The following is a 19,747-nucleotide window of genomic DNA, read 5'->3' on the forward strand; positions in this document are numbered from 1 at the left end:
AGGCAAAACCTATGCAGCACAAAAGAAGGAGCGGGGAGACTGAGCCGCAGCTTTAACCGTCCAGTCTCCCCGCCCCCCCATTCCGTGTTGTGAAGGTTCAATTCCCGCAGGAAACCGAGCTTGATTTCAGCAGTTACTCCTTGCTGCGGCTGCGGTTGTAGCTTTGACTCAGGGCGCGTTTGCGGGTGAGGGTCTGATCGATATCGGCGTTTGCAGCCAAGTCGTTCAGGGCGTGCGCTTCCTGCTGCGCGACTGGCGCGGGCATGCTGGACGCATATTCGGCAAAGGCGACGCGGCGCGAGTTCAGGGCATGCTGCGCTCCTAACACGTTCCCCGCATCCAGCAGATGCACGGCGTCCTCTTTGGCACGGGCGTTGTGCAGCAGTTGCTCGGCCAGTCGCACCGCACGGTGTTCGGGCAGCGCGGCGTAAGCGTCGGCACTCAGCACGGGCAGAGTCAGTTGCACACGCTGGCTGCGGCGCACCCCGTCACGGCCTGTCCACGCCAGCCGAATGCGGGTCACGCCCACCTCGGCAGCTTGCCCTTGCGCGGGCACTTGCAGCGTAAACACCACCTCTAGGGGCCGCTCGGCAATCAGGTTGGGCAACTGATAGCGCCCAAACTCGTTGCGGGTCAGCGTATTGATGACCTCCACTCTGGACACCTGCAAGGCCGGATTGGGTTCTAGGCCGAGGCTGACCGTATGGCCCACCGTGCGCGAAAAGCCCTGCAATTCGGCGGCGAAGAAGGCGGGAAGGGCTTCGGCGTCTTCGATATGCTCAAAATTGCCGTCTCCGGCGTCGGCCATTGCCCGCAGCAGGTCTTCTTGGTAGTCGCGGCCCAGCCCAACGGTGCTGGTGCTGACGCCGCGCTGGGTCAGCCCGCGCACATGCTGGGCGATCCTGTCTGGCTGCGTTTCGCCGACATTGGCTTGCCCGTCGCTCAGCAGCAGCACGCGGTTCAGGGCTTCCGGGTTCAGATGTTGGGCGGTCAGGGTGGCCCCTTCTACCCAGCCCGCATGCAGCGCCGTCATGCCGCCCGCCGCAATGCCCTCTACCGTGCGGCACAGCACTTCTGAGTCAGTGACCAGTTGCGGCGCGATCAGCATTTCCACGGTGTTGTCAAAAATGACCACGCTGAGGCGGTCTTGGGGTTGCAAAGCACGAATGGCCGTTTTCGCTGCCTGCCGCGCCATTTCTAGCGGGTGGCCGCTCATGCTGCCGCTTCTATCGAGTACCAGCGAGAGGTTGATGGGCGCACGCGCTCCAGCACGCAATTCGGGCGCAGGCGGCGTAATGCGGGCCAGCACCGTAATGTGGTACGCCTGACCCGCAGGCAGTCCGGCTTTCAGCGGCAACAGTTCGATCTGGGGCAGGTGGGCAGGAGCAACAGGAGTAGGCATAGCAGACCTCCAAAGGGTCAGGCGACAGGGCGGAGCAGCAGTGTGGACGGGGCTATGGGCGACGGCGTGAGCAGCAGCTTGACGCCACTCCTCTGGAACACCCAGAGTCTACATCAACAATCTACATTGTCAACAATTTAAGCTGTTAGGCTTAGTCTTGTTCTGGCCTGTTGTCAGTTTGGCCCGCGCCCGCGTCATCGGTTGACGTGCGCTTGCTGGCCCTCTGTAAGACGAGCAGTGACGCCCGAATCTCCTGCATCAACGCGTCCCATTGCCCGGACGTTTGCGGCCACGCCAACGTGCTCCTCACCTGCAGCTCTAATCCACGCCGAACCTCTAAGCGGGTTACAGTGTGCGGTTTGCGGGGGTGCGGTGGAATGGGGGAAGGACTTGCCGTAATGCCCAGCATTGGCCGGAATTGAGGAGGGGGCGCAGATTGGTACGCCACGATCTCCCGTTGATCGGCCTGCGGTGCCGGGGCAGGGGAGGGGAGAGCTGGGGGCAAACCCGCATCTTTGCGAAGTCGGTCGACAAAGGACATGATGCCTGTGTCCGTTTGAGGCCTATTCGTTTGTGGCGCTGTGGCTTGCTGCCGACGCCTCTGCATTCCGGCGCGGCTCTCTGATCCGGCACGCTCCACTTCAGTCCCGCCAAGTCCAGCACCGCCCAGCCCGTCGCTGCCCTGCATCGCCAGCGCCGCCAATTCCTCTTCACTCCGGGATTCCAGCGCCGACATCAACACTTTGCCGCCCAAGCCGTCGGCCATCAGGCGGCGCAGGGCCAACAGTTCCAGCAGATGCCTGCGCGTATAGCGGGCTTCACGGCCTTCGCGGCGCGGCGCACTCAGCAGGCCCAGCGTGGTGTAATGCCGCACCAGCCGCGCATTCACCTCGTCTTTGGGCCGCCCGGAGCGGTCTTCGGGCAGCAGGTAGACGAGCCGCCTGTTGGCTTCGTACACCAACTGCTCTATCCCGCCTGCCCAGTCGCCCGCAATGTCCAACTCTACGCCCGCCAACATAGCCGCAGGGTAACAGGAAAGTGCCCCACCCTAACCCGATTAGGCCAACACATCGGGATTAAGCGGGGCGACCGAACAGCAACAGTGTTGTTGAGCCGTGTTGCTTTAGCCGGTTCTAACGCACGCTGACTTTGGGCACGTCGTTGGGAAACACGTAACTCGTCCGCATCACGATGTCTTGTTCGTAATTGCCGAACTTGCGGCCAAACAAATTGAGGCCGGAACAGTTGCGGGCGTCCGGCTTCACACCAAGGCGCACTTTGATCTGATTGGCCCCCTGAATCTTCAGGTCGTTCAGCGTCACGTCAGACAACCGGTCGCCATCTATATAGGAGCCGTCTTCGGTTACGATCCAGTGCTTGAGCAGGCCGTGTGTGGTTTGGTCTTCATTCCACCACCGGGGCGTGAGGCGAGTACGCACACCGCCAAAATCGCCGGGACTGGTAAAGGTGCCCACTTCTTGCCCATTGATCCAGAGCGTGATGTCGGACGGCCACTCCGGGTCGTATTGCGGCGCTTCCGAACAAATTTCCATGCTGAGATCGAGCTTGTCGGGCGCGGCTCCGTACGGCAGATTGTTGGGAAAAATGTATTCCACGTAGCCCGATTTGCCAAACCATAAGATTTGGGCATAGACGTGATCAGGTTCGTACAGGGAACGTGGATTGTCCAGCATGCCGATGATTTTGGTCTCAGAGGCGAGGCCACACGTCGGCTGGGCCTCGATGTGGGCGTAATTGCCGATGGGCATAGACACCGTGACCAGATCGGGGTTGGATTCCACCGCCGCGCCCGGAACCTTGTAAATAATTTCATCGAACCGTTTGGAACACAGTTTTTGTGACCCGCGCGTGCCGGGCTCGTATTCCACCGAAATCAGCCCGGCGGCCTGCAGCTGCTTGAGGTTGAAGTTGACGGTGGAGTGCGGCAAATTCAGCGCGTCGGCCAACTCGGACACGTTCATGACGTTGTGAGACAGCATGCTCAGGATCAGCAGCCGGGTTTCGTTGGCAAGGGCTTTCAAGACGCCGAGGGCCACTTCGCCCTCCAGAGTCAGTGTGCGGTTTCCGGAAGCAGGCATCACTTCTCCTTTCAGGAGACGACTATAACAACATTTAGTTTGAGTTGGTGGGTTTCTGAGAGTCAGCTGACCTCACCGGACAAGCGCATTGGGAAAACATGACGCCCTGCAGGCACAGCTTTCCAGCAAGTCCGGTAAATTCTTGTTGCCGCCGAGTCAGGTACCCAAACAATTTGTTGACTTATAACAAATTAAGCTGTTAGTATCTATGCACCAAGCGGTCACAATCTATGCAGAACACTCTGCGCCCCGTGAAGGAGGATTCCTGATTTATCCCGTGCTAGGCAATGTCAGCCCCAATGGTGGCCGCCACGAGATTCTGACCTTGGCCCATCTGCGATACTGAACTACCCCGTTCACCCTGCACATCTTTCCTGTGCGCAACAGTTGTCTTTTCCTTAGTTTTAGGAGGCAGTCCATGAAACGTTTCACCTTGACCCTTAGCTTTGCCCTGCTCGCCGCCACGTCCGCATCCGCCCAAAAAGTCAGCTTGACCTTCTTGCACGGCTTTACCGGCCCTGACCGCCCCGTGATGGAAGGATTGGTCAAGAAATTCAACGACACCCACCCCAACATTGAAGTGAAGGCGCAGGCCCAGCCTTGGGGCACCACTTGGCAGCAGTTGCCCGCGCTGGTCGCCTCTGGCCGCGCCCCCGACGTCGTCGTCATCAACGAAGACCAGATCACCGGATTCGTGGCACGCGGCGCTGTGTCGCCCCTCACCGCCGCCGAACTGAAGACGGCAGGCATCGACAAGGCCAAGTTCTTCGGCCCCTTGTTCAAAACCGCCGACTACAAAGGTCAGTCCTATGGTCTGCCCATTTCCAGCGTGGCCTACGCCATGTTCTACAACAAAGACCTGATGAAGAAGGTCGGCCTCGACCCCAACAAGCCCCCCCGTACCCGCGCCGAGTTCCTGAAAGTGGCGCAGCTGTGCACGGTAGATAAGAACGGCAAGAACTCTACGCAGGCGGGCTTCGATGCCAAGAATCTGGATACGTGGGGCGTCAGCTTGTACAACAACTGGGTGGGCGCACGCGCCGCCTACGCCGCCATCTTGCAAAACGGCGGTTCGATGGTCAACAGCGCCCAGAACGCCTCGTTCAACTCGCCTCAGGCCATCAGCGCCGTGCAGTTCATGGTCGACTTGGTCCAAAAGCAGAAAGTCGCCCGCCCCAACAGCACCGAAGAAGCAGAATTGGCCGCGTTCTCGCAGGGCAAAGTCTGTATGTTCCCCAGCGGCCAGTGGTACCTCGACCGCTTCGAGACCCAGAAGATGAACTTCGGCGTGACGTTTATGCCGCGTGTCGGCGGCACGGCCAGAGACGCCGCGTGGGGCGGCTCCAGCCACTTGACCTTGCCCAAACAGCCTGCCAGCTACAACGCTGCCAAGCGCAAAGCCGCGCTGGACTTCATGGCGTGGATGGCGCTCCCCGAGCAAAACCTCGCGTGGACGGCCACGGGCAGCCTCCCCACCCAAGCAGCGGTCGCCAAGAATCCCAAGTTTGCCAGTGCGGCCATCAGCGGCATCTTCGACCGCCTGGGCAGCGTGTACGCCACCAGTGGCTTTCCCTGGGTCGGCCAAGTCATGGGGCCGTTCGACGCCGCGTGGGAAGCCGCCTACCTCGGCAAAAAGACGGTGACTCAAGCGCTCAACGACGGCGTCGCCGAGTCGAACAAGCAGATCGAGCAGGCCCGCAAGAACTTCAACTGAACAGAGCGGCTTAGCGTTCTGAGCTGAAAGGTTTAGAACGGAAGTGGGAGCGGTCGGGTTTCCTGTTCGGGAGAGGGCCGCTCCCATTGGCATGTCGCCTCAGCAAGTGCTGGAATACACGCAAATCCCACAGCAGACGAGGTAAGCAGCATGACGACCACCCACGCGCCGCCCAGACAGCAAACCCCCACCCAACCGCGCAAAAAAGTTTCGCTGGAGCCGTACCTGTATTTGCTGCCGCACGCCGTGCTGTTCTTCGTATTCACGGTGTACCCCATCGGCTACGGCATGTACATCAGCATGCACCGTTGGGATCTGCTGAACAGCAACCAGCAGTTCGTGGGGTTTGAATTCTTCCGCAACTTGTTTACGGCCGGCACCCCACAATTTGAATTTTTCTGGCGCACCCTACTGAACACCACCCTCTTTACGGTAGTCAGCGTGCCCCTGTTGGTGGCTTCGGCCTTGGGGTTGGCTGTGCTTCTTCACCGTCCCATTTTCGGGCGCTCGTTCTTCCGGGCCGTGTTCTTTATGCCTGGCATTCTCACGGTGTCGGTCATGGGCATCTTGTGGCGCTGGATGTTCGACAACCAAATCGGGTTGGTCAACGCCGCCCGCGACCTGCTGACGGGCGCGGCCCCGATTCCGTGGCTGTCCACAGAAGGCCTTGCGTGGGTGCCAATTGTGGTGGGCACGATCTGGTGGACACTGGGCTTCAACATGACGCTGTATCTGGCGGCCCTCAGCAACGTGTCGGTCAGCCTCTACGAAGCCGCGTCACTTGACGGCGCGACGCCTTGGCAACAGTTCCGGTTCATTACCTGGCCTATGCTGACGCCCATTACGCTGTTTGTGATCATCACGACGGCCCTGGCCTCATTCCAACTTTTCGGACAGTCACTGACCATTACCAATGGCGGCCCCAGCCGCAGTACGCAGAGCGTCATTCAGTACATCACTGAAGAAGGTTTTACCAACTCGCAGATTTCCAGTGCCGCGGCTATGGGCTTTGTGTTCGGCCTGATGATGCTGATTCTGACCGGCGCACAATTCCGCATGATGGCCCGTGACGTGACCAGCTCGGGAGACAAATGACCATTTCTGCGCCTCAATCCAGCCAAGCGGTGCCGACGCCCTTCAAAAAGCGCCGCCTGCCGCGTGATATTCCCCGCTTCCTGATCCTGTCGTTCATGTCGATCTTATTTCTGGCTCCGGTGTACTGGATGATCAGCACGTCCTTCAAATCCGAAGCTGACGCGATTGCGACGCCCGTGCAGTGGTGGCCTGCTAATCCCACGCTCGACAACTACATTGCCGTCCTGACGTCGCCCGACGGCAATATTTTACGCTGGACGTGGAATTCCCTGTATGTAGCGCTGATGTTCACAGTGATTCATGTGGTCGTGTGTGCGCTGACCGCCTATCCACTGGCCCGCATGGACTTCAAGGGCCGCAATGCATGGTTCTGGATCATTTTGTCCAGCCTGATGATTCCCGGCATCGTGACCTTGGTCCCCACCTACATCATGATGCTGAACTTCAACTGGATCAACTCGTATCACGCGTTGATCTGGCCCGGCATCAGCGGCGTCTTCGGCGTGTTCTTGCTGCGTCAGTTCTTTGTGGCTATTCCCAAAGAACTGGAAGAAGCCGCCACATTGGACGGCGCAAGCAATTTTCAAATCCTGTGGCGCATTATTTTGCCGCTCAGCGTGCCGTCGCTGGTCACGTTGGCTGTATTCGCCTTCATGGGATCGTGGAACAACTTCCTCTGGCCGCTGTTTACCGTCACCGACGTGGACAAGATGACGCTCCCCGTGGGCATCACCACCTTCTCGCAGCGCTACACCACCGAATACGGCAAGCTGATGGCCTCGACCACGCTGGCCGCCGTGCCCGCGCTGATCGCTTACCTCGTGGCGCAGCGCTTCCTTGAAGCCGGCCTCTCGACCACCGGACTCAAGGAGTAGGTGGCGCCGTGACTGTGAATTTGACTTTGGGTGTCAAGGTCTGGTCTGGAGCGGCCACGCTGGTGGGGGCCGGAATGTTGGGAGCGTTGGCGCTCGCTGGGGGCGCTGGCCCCGCGCCGACCAACGCTGCCTCCACACGCCCCGCCGTTACGCAAGCTGCTACATTCTCTAACCCCGTTTTAGACGCCAATTTCCCAGATCCGTTCATTTTGCGCTCTGGGGCGGCCTACCATGCCTACGCTACCAACGGCAGCGGCGGCAACGTGCCCTACGCCGTCAGCAAAGATTTGGTGAGTTGGACGGCGGCGGGCGACGCCCTGCCCAAATTGCCCGCATGGGTGCAGCCGGGCCTGACGTGGGCACCCGAAGTGGCGCGGTTGGGCAACACATACCTGATGTATTACACCGCCCGCGACATTAAGAGTGACCGCCAGTGCATCGGCGTGGCGGTGGCGGTCAAGGCAGCGGGGCCATTTTCGCCCGCTGGCGGCGGCCCCATCGTCTGTCAAGCCGATTTGGGTGGCAGCATTGACGCCAGCCCCTTCGTCGACAGCGACGGCAAAGCCTACCTGCTCTGGAAGAACGACGGCAACTGCTGCAACCTGACCACCCAAATTTTCATTCAGGCGCTGAACCCCGATGGCCTGCGCCTGACCGGAAAAGCCAGCAACCTGATTCAGAATTTCCAGTTGTGGGAAGGCAGTGTGGTGGAAGCGCCGACGCTGTACAAAACAGGCGGCGTGTATTACCTGCTGTATTCGGGCGGCCCCTTTGACAGCGACCTGTACGCAGTGGGCTACGCCACCAGCAAAACGGTGACCGGCCCTTACAAAAAAGCCGAAGAGAATCCTGTGCTGGTCACCAAAGGCGAAATTTCCGGCCCCGGCCACCAAACCATCGTGACTGACGGTGAGGGAAAACCGTGGATCGCCTACCATGCCTGGACAACAGGGCAAATTGGCGATAGCGTAGGCTACCGGAGCATGCGAATCGATCCAGTGACTTTTAGTGGCGGCAAAATGACCGTCAAAGGCCCCACCCTCACGCCTCAGCGTGCACCGGCGGCCATCCGGTGAGCGGCCCCCGCTTCTCCGGCTACTTTGCCGACCCCTTCGTCTTGGCGTGGCAGGGGCAGTACTACGCTTACGGCACAGGTCAAAACGGGGGAGAGGATGGCCGGGCCTTCGAAATCCTGTCTTCGCCCGATTTGGTGAACTGGACATCGCACGGCGGAGCCTTGACGCCCCTGCCCGGTGACCCCCGCGACTACTGGGCACCCGAAGTGGCAGAGAACAGCGGCACGTTCTACATGTACTACTCGGCAGGTGTTGGCGACAAACAGCATCATCTGCGCGTCGCGACCTCGCTCAGCCCGCTCGGGCCGTTTACCGATCAGGGCGTCAACCTCACGCCAGGCGAACCGTTCGCCATTGATCCGCACCCGTTTCAAGACAAAGACGGTCAGTGGTATCTGTACTTTGCCCGCGATCATCTGGACGGCGAACGGGTGGGCACGACCTTGGCCGTGATGCCGATGCGGGATATGCAGACCCCCGGTGGCCCGGTCAGTGCGGTGCTGCACGCCAGCCATGACTGGCAAATTTATGAGCGTGCCCGCTCTATGTACGGTCAAACCTACGACTGGCACACACTGGAAGGCCCCTTTGTGGTGGAGCGGGGCGGCCTGTACCACTGCTTTTACTCGGGCGGCGCGTGGACAAACGACACCTACGGCGTGGGGCACGCGGTGGCCGAGCATCCGCTGGGGCCGTGGCGCGAACCCGAACTGGGGCCAGTGGTGCTGTCGAGCGGCCTGAGGGGGCTGATCGGCCCCGGCCACAACTCGCTGATCGTCGGCCCAGACGGAAGGGACATGATTGTGTTTCATGCGTGGAACAAAGAGCATACCCGGCGGCAACTGCACCTCGCGCCGCTGGACTGGGTGACAGGCAGCCCGCGCCTACACAGCTAAGATCTAGGAAATCAAGAAGCCGGCCCGATCAAGATGGAATGATTGGGCCGGCTTCTTGATGATCCCTTCCCGTTCTATTTCTTCTTCAACAGGGCGAGGTAGCTGGTCAGCATGTCTGCGCCCCGGCCTTCTTTGAAGGGATTGAACGCGCCGGGTTGCCGCTGGCCCACTCCGGCCTGAGCTGTTCCAGATGAACGCTGAGCGGTCTGGCCGCCGGGACGCTGCCCACCCAACAGGCCGCCCGGAAGACCCGGAATCCGCGCCGGTTGCCCACTCTGCCGGGCGGCCCGCTGCGCCTGCTGTGCTTGTTCTGCCTTGATCAGCAGCGTATCCAGCGCCGTCAACTGCTTTTCAGTCAGAATCTTGTCTTCTATTTGCGCCAGGTATTTCTTGGCGTCGTTGGGCTGCACTGCCGACGCCTTTTGCAACGTGGTCAGGATGGTCAGCAGCGTCTTGGCCTGCGTTTTGGTCACGGCAGTCGCCTTGTTTTTCTCCAGTTCGGGCAGCAGGCGCACCGTCTGAGACAGGTCTAACACCGGCTGCATGGCCGCCATTCGCGCCCGCATTTCGGGGGTCATCTGGAAACCGGAGGTGTTGGCCGAATTGTTTTGCTGGGCTGTGGCAACGGAGGTGAGCAGCAGGGCAGTGGTGCGCAAAATTCGGTGGGGTTGCATCTGGCATTCTCCTTAAGTTTGGGATGAACGAGGCGGGATTCTCAGCAAAAATTATTCGTAGCGCAAGCTTTCTACGGGATCTAAACGTGCGGCTCTGGCGGCCGGATAGTAGCCGAAAAACACCCCCACGAGCGCACTGAACACGAACGCGACCACAATCGGCGTGACCGAAAACACCGGGCTGATACCGAAACTGTTGCCGGCGTAAGCGGTGGCGATCCCCAAGCCGATGCCGATGATGCCGCCGCCCAAGCTGAGCAGCGCGGCTTCGACCAAAAACTGGGTCAGGATGTCGCGGGGCCGCGCGCCCAGCGCCTTGCGAACGCCGATTTCGCGGGTGCGCTCGGTCACGCTGACCAGCATGATGTTCATGATGCCGATGCCCCCCACCAGCAGGCTGATGCCCGCGATTGCGCCCACCAACAGGGTCAGCGTAGTGGTGATGGTGTTCAGGCTGGCGAGGCTGTCGGCCTGATTTTGCACGCTGAAATCGAGGTTCTCGGGGTCGGTCTGCTCGTGGCGGGCACTGATCAAATCGGTCACTTCGGTCACGAGGGCGCTCAGGTCATCTTTGTTGGTGGCCTGCAAATACACGCTACTCACAGTGGGCTGCCCGCCGGCGCTGTTGGTGCGGCTAAAGCGCTGAATGTAGGTACTCAGCGGCACGATCACCTGAGAATTGGCGTTGCCGAAGCCGCTGTTGCCTTTGTCGGGCAGCACGCCCACCACCGTAAATGACACGCCGCCCACGCGTAGTTTTTCACCCACCGGGTCGGGCGTGCCGGCAAACAGGTCGGTCACCACCTGTGCGCCGATCACCGCCACGCGCTTGCGTCCGTCCAGGTCGGCCTGCGTAAAGTAGCTGCCGCTGCTCACAGGGCTGTTGCGAACCGTTTCGTAAGCGGGCCATGTGCCCAGCAGCGTTACTTGCGCGTTCAGGTCGCCCACTTTGGCCTGAATACTGCTTTGAGCGGTGGGAGCCACGCCCGCCACCCGCGCACCAAAAGCGGTACTCAGCGCCTCGGCATCCTTCAGGGTCACGGTTTGGCGGGGACCTGCCCGCACGAGGCTTCCCCCGCCGCCGCCACGTGCGCTTTGCACGGTCAGCAGGTTGGTGCCAAGCGACTCCAGATTACGCGTAATCCCGGCCGTGCTGCCTTGCCCGATGGCAGTCAGGGCCACCACCGCCGCCACGCCAATGATGACGCCCAGCGCGGTCAGAACAGAGCGCAGCGGCGTTCCTACGATGGCCCGCCAAGCGATGACGAACGCTCCGCCTAAGCCGATGCCGCCACCCTTGCGGGGCCGCGCCGAAGCAGCGGCGGGCGCAGCTGTGTCGGGCCGCACCGACTGACCCGCTTGAACGGTCATGCTTCACCCAAGAACTGGACGGAAGGCAACGGCACAACCACGCTAGGGCGCTTGGGCGTTTGCTGACTGTCACTCTCGATCAGGCCGTCACGCACCCGCACCACGCGCTCCGCATAAGCTCCAATGTCGGCTTCGTGGGTCACGATCACCACCGTCGTTCCTTCCGCGTGTAGGGCGCAAAACAGGGCCATGACCTCCTCACTGGTGCGGGTGTCCAGATTTCCGGTGGGTTCATCGGCCAGCAACAGGCGCGGGCTGCCCGCCAGGGCGCGGGCCACCGCCACACGCTGTTTTTGCCCCCCGCTGATCTGAGACGGGCGGCTGCCTGCTTTGTCGGCCAAGCCCACCCGTTCCAGCAAATCCAGCGCCCGTGCCCGCCGTTCGCGGGGCGGCACTCCGGCGTACACCAGCGGCACTTCTACGTTTTCCAGCAAGGTTTGGCGGGGCAGCAGATGAAAGGCCTGAAATACGAACCCGATGTCTTCGTTGCGGGCGCGGGCGAGGTCATTTTCGTTCAGCGTGGTCACGTCACGGCCCGCCAGATGGTAAGAACCGCTGCTGGGGCGGTCGAGCAGACCGATGACCTGCATCAGTGTGGTTTTGCCGCTGCCCGACGGCCCCATTAGGGCCACCATTTCGCCCTGAAGAATGGTAAGCGACACGCCGCGTAGGGCTTCAAAGACCAGTTCGCCCTGCGTATAGACCTTGCCGATGTCTTGGAGTTCTACGACAGGCAAGGGAGCGGCGCCAGCAACAGCAGCAGCGGCGGTCATGGTGCACCGCCGAAGCCACCGGGAGGGCCGCCTTGAGTCTGCGTCCGAGTCGTACTACCACGGCCAGATGCACTGCTCGTGCTGCCCGGCACGATCACTTCTTGCCCAGGCGTCAGGCCACTTTTAATCACGGTATCCGTGCCGTCGGTGTCGCCCACTTCCACCCGCACGCGCTCCGGCTCGGTGCCTTCTGCGCTCCGCACCTGTACGTAGCTGCGGGTTCGCACCGTCTCAATCGCCTTTTGCGGCACGATCAGGCCCCGGTCTTCACTTTGCACGATTTCGGCTTCGGCGGTCATGCCTGCCCGCAGCGCGCCGTCTGGGTTGGGCAGGCGCACGGTGGCTGTAAACACGCTGATGCCGCTGGACTGTGTGGCCGCCGGAGACACCCGCACCACCTGCCCGGTGAAGGTTTCGCCGTCTACAGCGTCTAACGTGACGCTGGCAGGTTGGCCCACTTTCACGCCTGCAATCTCGGTTTCATCGACTTGCACGGGCAGTTCTAAGGTGGAATCGTCCATCAGGGTCAGCAGGCCTGCCGCGCTTGCCAACACCGCGCCTTCGGTGGCGCTGACGGCACTGACCACACCGGTCATCGGGGCATACACCTTCAGGGATGTGCGGGCCTGCTGCGCGGTCTCTAAGCTGGCCTGCGCCTGCTCCACAGCAATCTGGGCACTCCGCAAGGTTTCGGCGTCGCTGCCCGCGCCCGTCCTCAGTTGGGTGCGCGAGGCGGCGGCGCTTGAGCGGGCGCTGCTGAGGTCAAGTTCGGCTGTGGTCACGGCGTTCCTTGCGTCGTTCAGGGCTTGCCTGCTGACTGCGCCGATGGCTGCGAGTTGCTCCTGTGCATTCAGGGTGGTGCGGGCCCCGCTTAGCGTTTGCTGCGCCTGAGTCACGTTTCCTTCGGCGCTGGTCACGCTGCTTTGTCTGCTGGCCGCCCCCGATGCCTGAGAAGCCCGCGTGCTGTCCACACTGGCCCGCGCCTTGGCAAGATTTAGCTCTGCGGTTTTCACGCTGTCCTGCACGTCATCGCTGGTGAGGGTGGTCAGCAGTTGCCCTTTGGTAACCCGTTCGCCCACCGCAGGCAAGGCCCCCACAGTGACGCTACGGCTGACCCCAACGGTGCGGGTGGCGCTGGCCTCCAGCGTGCCGGGGCCGCTGACACTCACTCGCACCACGCCTTGCTGCACAGTTTGCGTTTGAATGGTGGGGGTAGCCGCCTGAGCCTGCGCTGCCAGGTTGCGCGTCACGAGGACGCCGCCAGTGACGCCACCGATGAGAAGGAGTGCGCCCAGCACCCAAGGCCAGCGTTTGCGGGATGCTGGACGGGCAGGCAGGCGTGATGTGGTGGCGGTAGGCGGGGAAGGCTTGAGAATCGGTTCAGTCATGGGAGACCTCTAAGGGCGTGAGTGGGAAAGGCGGTGCTGGCTGGGTGAGTGGGAAGGTGAACTTCCCCGTTGCTGTCGCAACGCCCCCTCAACGGGAGGACAACAGCTGTTGCGCTCCCCTCGGAGGGAGCCGTCTGCAAAGCAGCCTGGGGGGTTGACCCGGAATCGCTACCTCTCACGGCTTGCTGAGCTTGGCAACCTTGAACCCCAAACTCGGTGCGGGAGAAGCGCCCGCTCAGAACGTCCCGCCAATGCCGGTCAGGTTTTGGCCTGCGGCCACCGACAAGCTCGCCAACGCCTGCAACACGTCCGTTTGGGCCTGAAGGCGGCTGTACTGGGCTTTTTTCAGCGCCAGTTGGGTGTTTTGCAGGTCCACAGCGCTGATCGTGCCGCTTTTCAGGCGGGCCGCGTCTTGGGTATAGGTTTTCTGGGCGGCGGCCTCTTTGCTGAGGGCCACCTTCAGCAGTTCGGCGGCGTTGTCTACGCTTTGGTACGCGCTACTCAGCGTGGTGGCGGCGTTTTTCTGGGCCGAATCGAGGCTGCGCTGGGCGTTGGCGAGGGCGGTCCGGGCGTCTTGCAGCGTGCGGGCGGGCGTAAAGTCGTTGTCGGCCAATTTCACGCTGAGTTGTGCCGAAGCCACCTCGCCACTGGCCGAAACCACGCCTGTCAGGTTGGTATTCAGGCCCGTTTGCAGGCCGCCCAACGCTGTTTTGAGGGCAGGAACGCTGCTCAACGCCCCGGCCCGCACGCCTAGGGCGAGTCCAGTGGCCGTGCTGAGCTTGCCGCTGGCGAGGTTCACCTGTGCGCGGGCGTCGGCCAGATTTTGCTGCGATCCGGTGAGGGTATTACCGGCATTTTGCACGTCCAGCGCGGTGGCGTTCTGCACCTGCAATTTTACCTGCGCCACCTGCACCCCCTTCTGGTCTACCTGCACCTGAAGCGTTTGCAACTCCACGTTTTCCTGGGCCTTCAGCAGCGTGGCGTAGGAATTGATAGTGGTTTGCAAGGTACTCAGGCGGGCACCCCTGAGCTGCACCTGCGCCAGCGTCAGCGTATTTTTGGCGTTCAGCTTGGCGGCGGCCAGTGCGCTGGGATCGGCCTGTTGCGCGGCGTTGGCAGCCTGCGCCTTGTCCAAATTGGCCTGCGCAGTTCGCACATCGGCCCCGTTTTGCAAGGCGGCTTGCACGGCGGCACTCAGAGAAACCGGGGCGGTGGTTTGGGCCAGGGCTGCTGGGCTGAGGAGCAGGGCGAATGTTAGGGCGGTTGTAGACAAAAATTTGACCGGATTGGGACGAATCATGGGGAAGCCTCCAGCAGCAGGTGGGGACATGGAAAGATCGGAACGGGGGTTAAGGAAAAGCGGGTCAATACACCGAATTTTCAAGTTGCAGTACCGCTTGTTGCGCGGTGCTGCGGGCCGCCAAGAGGTTGCGCTGGGCCTGCGCGAGCGTGATCTGGGCCGCCGTCACGTCGTCTTGCGTGCCTGTTCCGGCGCTTAGGCGCAGGCCCGCCGCATCCAGTCCAGCCTGCGCCACTTGCACCTGCGTTGCACTGGTTCTCAAGTTGATGGTGGCCGTCTGCGCCGCGCTGTAGCGGGTTCGCACATTCAATTCGGCGTCGCTTTGGGCGGTGTTCAGACTCAGTTGGCCCTGAGTCACGCTGGCCTGCGCCGCCGACACCTGCGCCCGCACCCCCGGCGAGTACAGCACGTAACTTCCGGTCAGGCTGGCGCTTAGGCGATCTGCGCCGCTGCTCCCTCCCAGAGGCAGCGTGTACCCCACGCCCGCCGTGCCGTCTTTCACGTTCAGGCTGGCGCTCAGGCCGCCGCTTCCGGCAGGGCCGTAGCGCAGGCCGGCGTTCAAGGTGGGCAGATTGGCCTCGCGTTGCTGGGTATTCAGCGTGTCTTGGGCGTCGGCAAGGTCGTTGCGGGCCTGAAGAACGGCGCGGCTGGAGGTGCGGGCGCGGCTCAGGAGTGCGGCCAAGTCGGGCAGGATAAACGTGCTGGGCGGCTGGCTGGGAAACACCGTGCCTGTCAGGTCAACGTTCAGCAGCGCAGCCAAGTTGCGGCGGGCGGCGTCGAGGTCTGCGGCGGCACTCAGGGCGCTGGCCTGAGCGGTCAGTACATCGGCCCCGGCACTCAGCACGCTCTCTGGCGTCGCGTTGCCCACGTCGGCCTGAGCCTGCGCCACGGCTTGTTGCCGCTGCCGGAACGCCACCGTTTGGTTTGCCAGCGCCACATCTTGCCCTGCCACCACCGCTGCCAAATACTGTGCATACACGTTCAGGCGCGTGCTGGCCTGCGTTTCTTGTTGCCGCGCTTCGGCCAGCGCGAGGCTGCGGGCCGAAGCTTGAAGCCCGATTTGGCTGCTGGCCCAGGGCAACAGGCCAAGGCTGAACTGCACGCCCGCACTTCCGCTGAGGCTGGACGCCGTATTCACGGTGCTGCCATCGGCGGCGGTGCTGGTGAATCCGCCCGCATATCCCGCGCTGCCGTTCACGCTGACCGACACCCCCAACGCATTCCGGGCCGCCGCGTAGTTTTGCTGCGCCACTTGCACGCTCAGGCGGGCCGCCGTGACCGATGGAGCCTGTGCCAGCCGTGCCAGTGCGTCTTCTAGAGTTAGCGTTGGAAGAGTGGTAGTTTGGGCCAGTCCGGTTGCAGACAGGAGAACAAGACCGAGCGTCATGGTGCCGAGTGGGGTAGATCTTGAGGGCGGGGGCTGGCATCGGCTCAGACCGGCTGGCCCTGATTCCAACCTATCCTGAACATTCGCCGGACAGGTCTCCATCGCCGCCAGTCGGTCTCTTTTGCTTCTCCTTTCGGCCGGGTTCGTCTGCGACTCACCGCAAGTTCTTCTCATGCCCTCAATCTGGGCTGGACGCACGAAGGCCACGCGCAGGCTTTTTGAAGATTTGGCGAAGACAATTGTAGCCGCGCCCACACGCACAATCATCACCTTGGGTTGCGGCAGAAGTCTCACGCACCTTCGCACAACCTTGCAGGCTGGGGCCTACCATAGGGGCATGAGCGCCCTGATCCTGATTGTCGAAGACGAACCGCAACTGGCCGAAGTGCTGGAAGCCTACGCCCGGCAGGAAGGCTACCGCACCGAACGCGCCGCCGATGGACTGGCCGCCCTGAGCGCCTACCGCGCCGCGCACCCTGACCTGATTTTGCTAGACGTGATGCTGCCCGGCAGGAGTGGGCTGGACGTGCTGAAAACCATTCGCGCCGATGGCCTGACGCCCGTCATTCTGGTCACCGCCCGCGCCGAAGAAACCGACCAGATCGTGGGGCTAGAACTGGGGGCCGACGATTATGTGGTCAAACCGTTCCGCCCCCGCGAGGTGATGGCCCGCGTGAAAGCCGTGCTGCGCCGCGCCACCGCTGCCCTGGAAAGCAATGAGAAACCGCTGCGGGTCGGAGAACTGGAAATAGACCGCCGCGCCGTGTCGGCCCGCGTACATGGGCATCCGTTGGCCCTCACGCCCGCCGAATTCCGGCTGCTGACGCACTTGGCTCAGGCTCCGGGCCGGGCCTTTAGCCGAGAGGAACTCTTGGCGGCCGCCCTGCCTGAAAGCGAGGCGCTGGAACGCGTGGTAGACGCGCATCTGGCGAGCGTGCGCCGCAAATTGGAGGCGGCGCATGCAGGCGGCCTGCTGCATACAGTGCGCGGGATCGGGTACCGGCTGGAGGCGTCGGCTTGAGCACCTTAGCCGCCCTGAACATCTTCAGCCGCCTAAAACGTGGCCCCAGCCTCACGGTCACGCTGCTGCTGACCATGCTGGCGCTGGTGGTGCTGACCATTGGCGGCATGTTTTTCTTCAGCAATCTGGCCGTCAAGCGTCAAATTGCTCGGCTGCCGCCCGAAGTGCAGGCGTATTTGCGGGCGGGGCAGGCCGCTGAACGGCTGGGGCAGCAACTCGCGCCCAATCCTCCCACGCCCGAAATCCGCTTTGGCAACGACCCCGACGCTTACTTGCTGCCTCCCGGCGATTCCAGTCCGGGCGTCTACGGCACGGTGTCCAATCCCAACGGCCTGACCGTGACCATCGAAAATGGCCGCCGCCCACAGCCGCCCGGCGAGAGCGGCAGCGGAGAACGCCGGGGCCGCACATCTTTTTCAGGCCTGTTGCCTGCCGCCCTGAATCCGCGCACGCAGGATTTTGTACGTGATGTGCAGACCAGCCTGATTCAGGCCGGGTTGGTGGCGGCCAGTGCCGCGCTGGTGCTGGCCCTGCTGCTGGCACGGCGAGTGGTGCGGCCCATCGGGGCAGTCAGCCGGGCCGCCGCGCAACTGGCCGCCGGAAATTTGGCGGTGCGTGCCCCTACGCTGGGCGCGGAGCGGGAAGTGGCGGAATTGGCCCGAACATTCAATGAAATGGCCGAAAGTTTGCAGGCCCTCGAGCGCGAGCGGCAACATGCGGTGGCCGACATTGCCCACGAACTCCGCACGCCGATTGCGATTATGCAGGCGCGGCTGGACGCCCTAGAAGACGGGGTGTACCCGCTGACGCCCGAACAGGTGACGCTGTTGAGCGGGCAAACGCAACTGCTGACCCGCTTGGTAGGCGACCTGCGCACTTTGACCCTGGCCGACGCGGGGCGCCTGGGCCTGAATCCGCAGGGAATCAACCTCAGCGACTTGGCCTCACAGGTGGTCAGAGATCAGCAAGACCGCGCCGCCGCGCGCTCGCTGAGCCTGACGTTTCGGGCCGCGCCGCCCACCCTGCCCAGCACGTTGACCGCCGACCCTGACCGCGTGCGGCAAGTGACCAGCAACCTGATCGAAAACGCCCTGCGGTACGCCAGCAGCCGGGTAGAAGTGCAGGTGGAATCCACGCAGGCAGCGGTGCAGCTGCACGTAGACGACGATGGCCCCGGCATTCCCGCTGCCCAGCGCGACGCCGTATTCACGCGCTTTACTCGCCTGGACGAAAGCCGTGCCCGCGATACCGGGGGCAGCGGACTGGGCCTCTCGATCGTGCGGGCGCTGGCCGCTGCACACGGCGGGCGGGCCAGCGTAGACCGCAGTGTCCTGGGCGGGGCACGGTTTACGGTCACGCTGCCGCTGCAACCTGCGGGGCGAGAATCTGCGGGCTTGGGCTTGTCTGGCCTGACAATGGATACGCCGCTGGGGTGAGGGTTAAGCGCCGCTGTTTAAACACCTCTGCTTCAATGCCACTGTCCAAACGCCATTGCCGAACTTGTGCCGCGCCTGCATCTCTCTGAGTGCTGTTGCGGGCTGAGTGTTGATGAAGCCCCGACTCATCTGCCTGCCGCCCTCTGCGGCGTAACGTACATCCCATGACCATATACAAACGGGCGCTGGGACGCACTGGACTGCAAGTCAGCGAAATCGGCTACGGCGCGTGGGGCATTGGGGCCGACATGTGGAAAGGCGCACAGGACGACGACAGCCTGACCGCGCTACGCCGCTATATCGATTTAGGCGGCAATTTTATAGATACGGCGATGGGTTACGGCGACGGCCACAGCGAACGCTTGGTGGGGCAAGTGGCCCGCGAGCATCCGGGCGTGGCGGTTGCCACCAAAATCAGTCCGAAGAACATGCAGTGGCCCGCCCGCTCCGGCACCCACGCCCCCGAAGCCTTTCCCAGCGACTGGGTGATTCAGTGCACCGAAGCGAGCTTGGAGCGTTTAGGGCTGCCCAGCATTGACGTACAGCAGTTTCATGTGTGGAACGACGATTGGCTCAGCGAAGGCGACTGGCAAGAGGCAGTGGCGCACCTGAAACAAAGCGGCAAGATCAAGCATTTCGGCATTTCTATCAACGATCACCAGCCCACCAACGCCGTGAAAGCCGTGGAAGCAGGCGTGCTAGACACGGTGCAGGTCATCTACAACGTGTTTGATCAATCGCCGCAAGACCGCTTGCTGGACGCCTGCCTTGCCAACGGCGTGGGCGTGATTGTGCGTGTGGCGCTGGATGAGGGCAGTCTGACCGGAAATATTACGGCGGATACAACTTTTCCGGACGGAGATTGGCGCAACAATTATTTCGGCGGCAACCGCAAAGCCGAGCTTCAGCCCCGGCTGCGGGCCATAGAGCAGGAATTGGGTATTTCTACAGCTCAATTGCCCGAAACGGCGCTGAGCTTCGTGCTGGCGAATGAGGCGGTCAGCACCGTTATCGTGGGCATGCGCTCGGTGAGAAATGTGGAACGCAACGCCGCGCTGGGCGACGGGCAAGGCTTATCTGAGGAGCAAGTGCAGAAGTTGTACCCCCACCGCTGGGAACGCAACTGGTATGAACCTGCTTCGGACTGAGCAGGGGCCTCTTGAGGGTTGAGCGTGGGAGAGCGGTGAAGGCCGTGCTCAGTGCTGTCGAAGGATGGAGTTTGTACAACACGAATTCTCCA

Annotated in this window: 17 protein-coding genes; 8 read left to right on the forward strand and 9 right to left on the reverse strand. The window is 62.3% G+C overall.

What is annotated here, in order from left to right:
• Positions 1-133: 133 nt before the first annotated feature.
• The 3 genes from E7T06_RS02255 to E7T06_RS02265 all read right to left on the reverse strand — a co-directional run bounded on the left by E7T06_RS02255 (position 134) and on the right by E7T06_RS02265 (position 3,501).
• Positions 134-1,402, reverse strand: coding sequence for a VWA domain-containing protein (locus E7T06_RS02255; protein WP_136364233.1), 1,269 nt, complete (start codon positions 1,400-1,402; stop codon positions 134-136).
• Positions 1,403-1,553: 151 nt separating this feature from the next.
• On the reverse strand, positions 1,554-2,420 hold the full coding sequence (locus tag E7T06_RS02260; RefSeq protein WP_136364234.1) for a MerR family transcriptional regulator: 867 nt from the start codon (positions 2,418-2,420) through the stop codon (positions 1,554-1,556).
• A 115-nt stretch (positions 2,421-2,535) separates the two neighbouring features.
• Complete coding sequence (locus E7T06_RS02265; protein ID WP_136364235.1) at positions 2,536-3,501, reverse strand: helix-turn-helix domain-containing protein; 966 nt, start codon at positions 3,499-3,501, stop codon at positions 2,536-2,538.
• Between the two features lie 418 nt (positions 3,502-3,919).
• Here E7T06_RS02265 and E7T06_RS02270 point away from each other — a divergent pair, with 418 nt between their 5' ends.
• The 5 genes from E7T06_RS02270 to E7T06_RS02290 all read left to right on the forward strand — a co-directional run bounded on the left by E7T06_RS02270 (position 3,920) and on the right by E7T06_RS02290 (position 9,157).
• Positions 3,920-5,215, forward strand: a complete 1,296-nt coding sequence (locus tag E7T06_RS02270) for an ABC transporter substrate-binding protein (RefSeq protein ID WP_136364236.1) — start codon at positions 3,920-3,922, stop codon at positions 5,213-5,215.
• A gap of 150 nt (positions 5,216-5,365) precedes the next feature.
• Entirely contained in the window at positions 5,366-6,310 is a 945-nt protein-coding gene (locus tag E7T06_RS02275) for a sugar ABC transporter permease (RefSeq protein WP_136364237.1), read from the forward strand.
• On the forward strand, positions 6,307-7,185 hold the full coding sequence (locus E7T06_RS02280) for a carbohydrate ABC transporter permease (protein WP_136364238.1): 879 nt from the start codon (positions 6,307-6,309) through the stop codon (positions 7,183-7,185). The genes E7T06_RS02275 and E7T06_RS02280 overlap by 4 nt, the downstream gene beginning before the upstream one ends.
• A gap of 8 nt (positions 7,186-7,193) precedes the next feature.
• Complete coding sequence (locus E7T06_RS02285; RefSeq protein ID WP_136364239.1) at positions 7,194-8,261, forward strand: glycoside hydrolase family 43 protein; 1,068 nt, start codon at positions 7,194-7,196, stop codon at positions 8,259-8,261.
• Positions 8,258-9,157, forward strand: coding sequence for a glycoside hydrolase family 43 protein (locus tag E7T06_RS02290; protein WP_136364240.1), 900 nt, complete (start codon positions 8,258-8,260; stop codon positions 9,155-9,157). Before E7T06_RS02285 ends, E7T06_RS02290 begins: the two co-directional genes overlap by 4 nt.
• A 74-nt stretch (positions 9,158-9,231) precedes the next feature.
• Here E7T06_RS02290 and E7T06_RS02295 read toward each other — a convergent pair whose 3' ends face one another.
• The 6 genes from E7T06_RS02295 to E7T06_RS02320 form a co-directional block, all read right to left on the reverse strand.
• Positions 9,232-9,831, reverse strand: coding sequence for a hypothetical protein (locus E7T06_RS02295; RefSeq protein WP_136364241.1), 600 nt, complete (start codon positions 9,829-9,831; stop codon positions 9,232-9,234).
• 51 nt (positions 9,832-9,882) lie between these two features.
• On the reverse strand, positions 9,883-11,202 hold the full coding sequence (locus E7T06_RS02300; protein ID WP_136364242.1) for an ABC transporter permease: 1,320 nt from the start codon (positions 11,200-11,202) through the stop codon (positions 9,883-9,885).
• Positions 11,199-11,975 (reverse strand): ABC transporter ATP-binding protein, encoded by a 777-nt coding sequence (locus tag E7T06_RS02305; RefSeq protein ID WP_136364243.1) that lies wholly within the window; start codon positions 11,973-11,975, stop codon positions 11,199-11,201. The genes E7T06_RS02300 and E7T06_RS02305 overlap by 4 nt, the downstream gene beginning before the upstream one ends.
• Positions 11,972-13,363, reverse strand: a complete 1,392-nt coding sequence (locus E7T06_RS02310) for an efflux RND transporter periplasmic adaptor subunit (protein WP_240740805.1) — start codon at positions 13,361-13,363, stop codon at positions 11,972-11,974. Before E7T06_RS02310 ends, E7T06_RS02305 begins: the two co-directional genes overlap by 4 nt.
• A gap of 235 nt (positions 13,364-13,598) precedes the next feature.
• The gene (locus E7T06_RS02315; RefSeq protein ID WP_136364244.1) at positions 13,599-14,663 is read right to left on the reverse strand and encodes a TolC family protein; all 1,065 of its coding nucleotides are present in this window, start codon (positions 14,661-14,663) and stop codon (positions 13,599-13,601) included.
• 64 nt (positions 14,664-14,727) lie between these two features.
• Positions 14,728-16,050: a TolC family protein gene (locus E7T06_RS02320; protein WP_240740806.1), complete on the reverse strand. Its 1,323-nt coding sequence runs from the start codon at positions 16,048-16,050 to the stop codon at positions 14,728-14,730.
• 337 nt (positions 16,051-16,387) lie between these two features.
• On the opposite strand from E7T06_RS02320, the gene E7T06_RS02325 reads away from it, so the two are divergent.
• From E7T06_RS02325 to E7T06_RS02335, 3 genes are all read left to right on the forward strand, one after another.
• Positions 16,388-17,071: a response regulator transcription factor gene (locus tag E7T06_RS02325; protein ID WP_136364245.1), complete on the forward strand. Its 684-nt coding sequence runs from the start codon at positions 16,388-16,390 to the stop codon at positions 17,069-17,071.
• On the forward strand, positions 17,068-18,507 hold the full coding sequence (locus E7T06_RS02330; protein WP_136364246.1) for an ATP-binding protein: 1,440 nt from the start codon (positions 17,068-17,070) through the stop codon (positions 18,505-18,507). Before E7T06_RS02325 ends, E7T06_RS02330 begins: the two co-directional genes overlap by 4 nt.
• Before the next feature lie 164 nt (positions 18,508-18,671).
• Complete coding sequence (locus tag E7T06_RS02335; protein ID WP_136364247.1) at positions 18,672-19,655, forward strand: aldo/keto reductase; 984 nt, start codon at positions 18,672-18,674, stop codon at positions 19,653-19,655.
• The last annotated feature ends 92 nt before the right edge of the window (positions 19,656-19,747 follow it).

The organism is Deinococcus sp. Arct2-2 (assembly GCF_004801315.1).
Taxonomy (GTDB): Bacteria; Deinococcota; Deinococci; order Deinococcales; family Deinococcaceae; genus Deinococcus.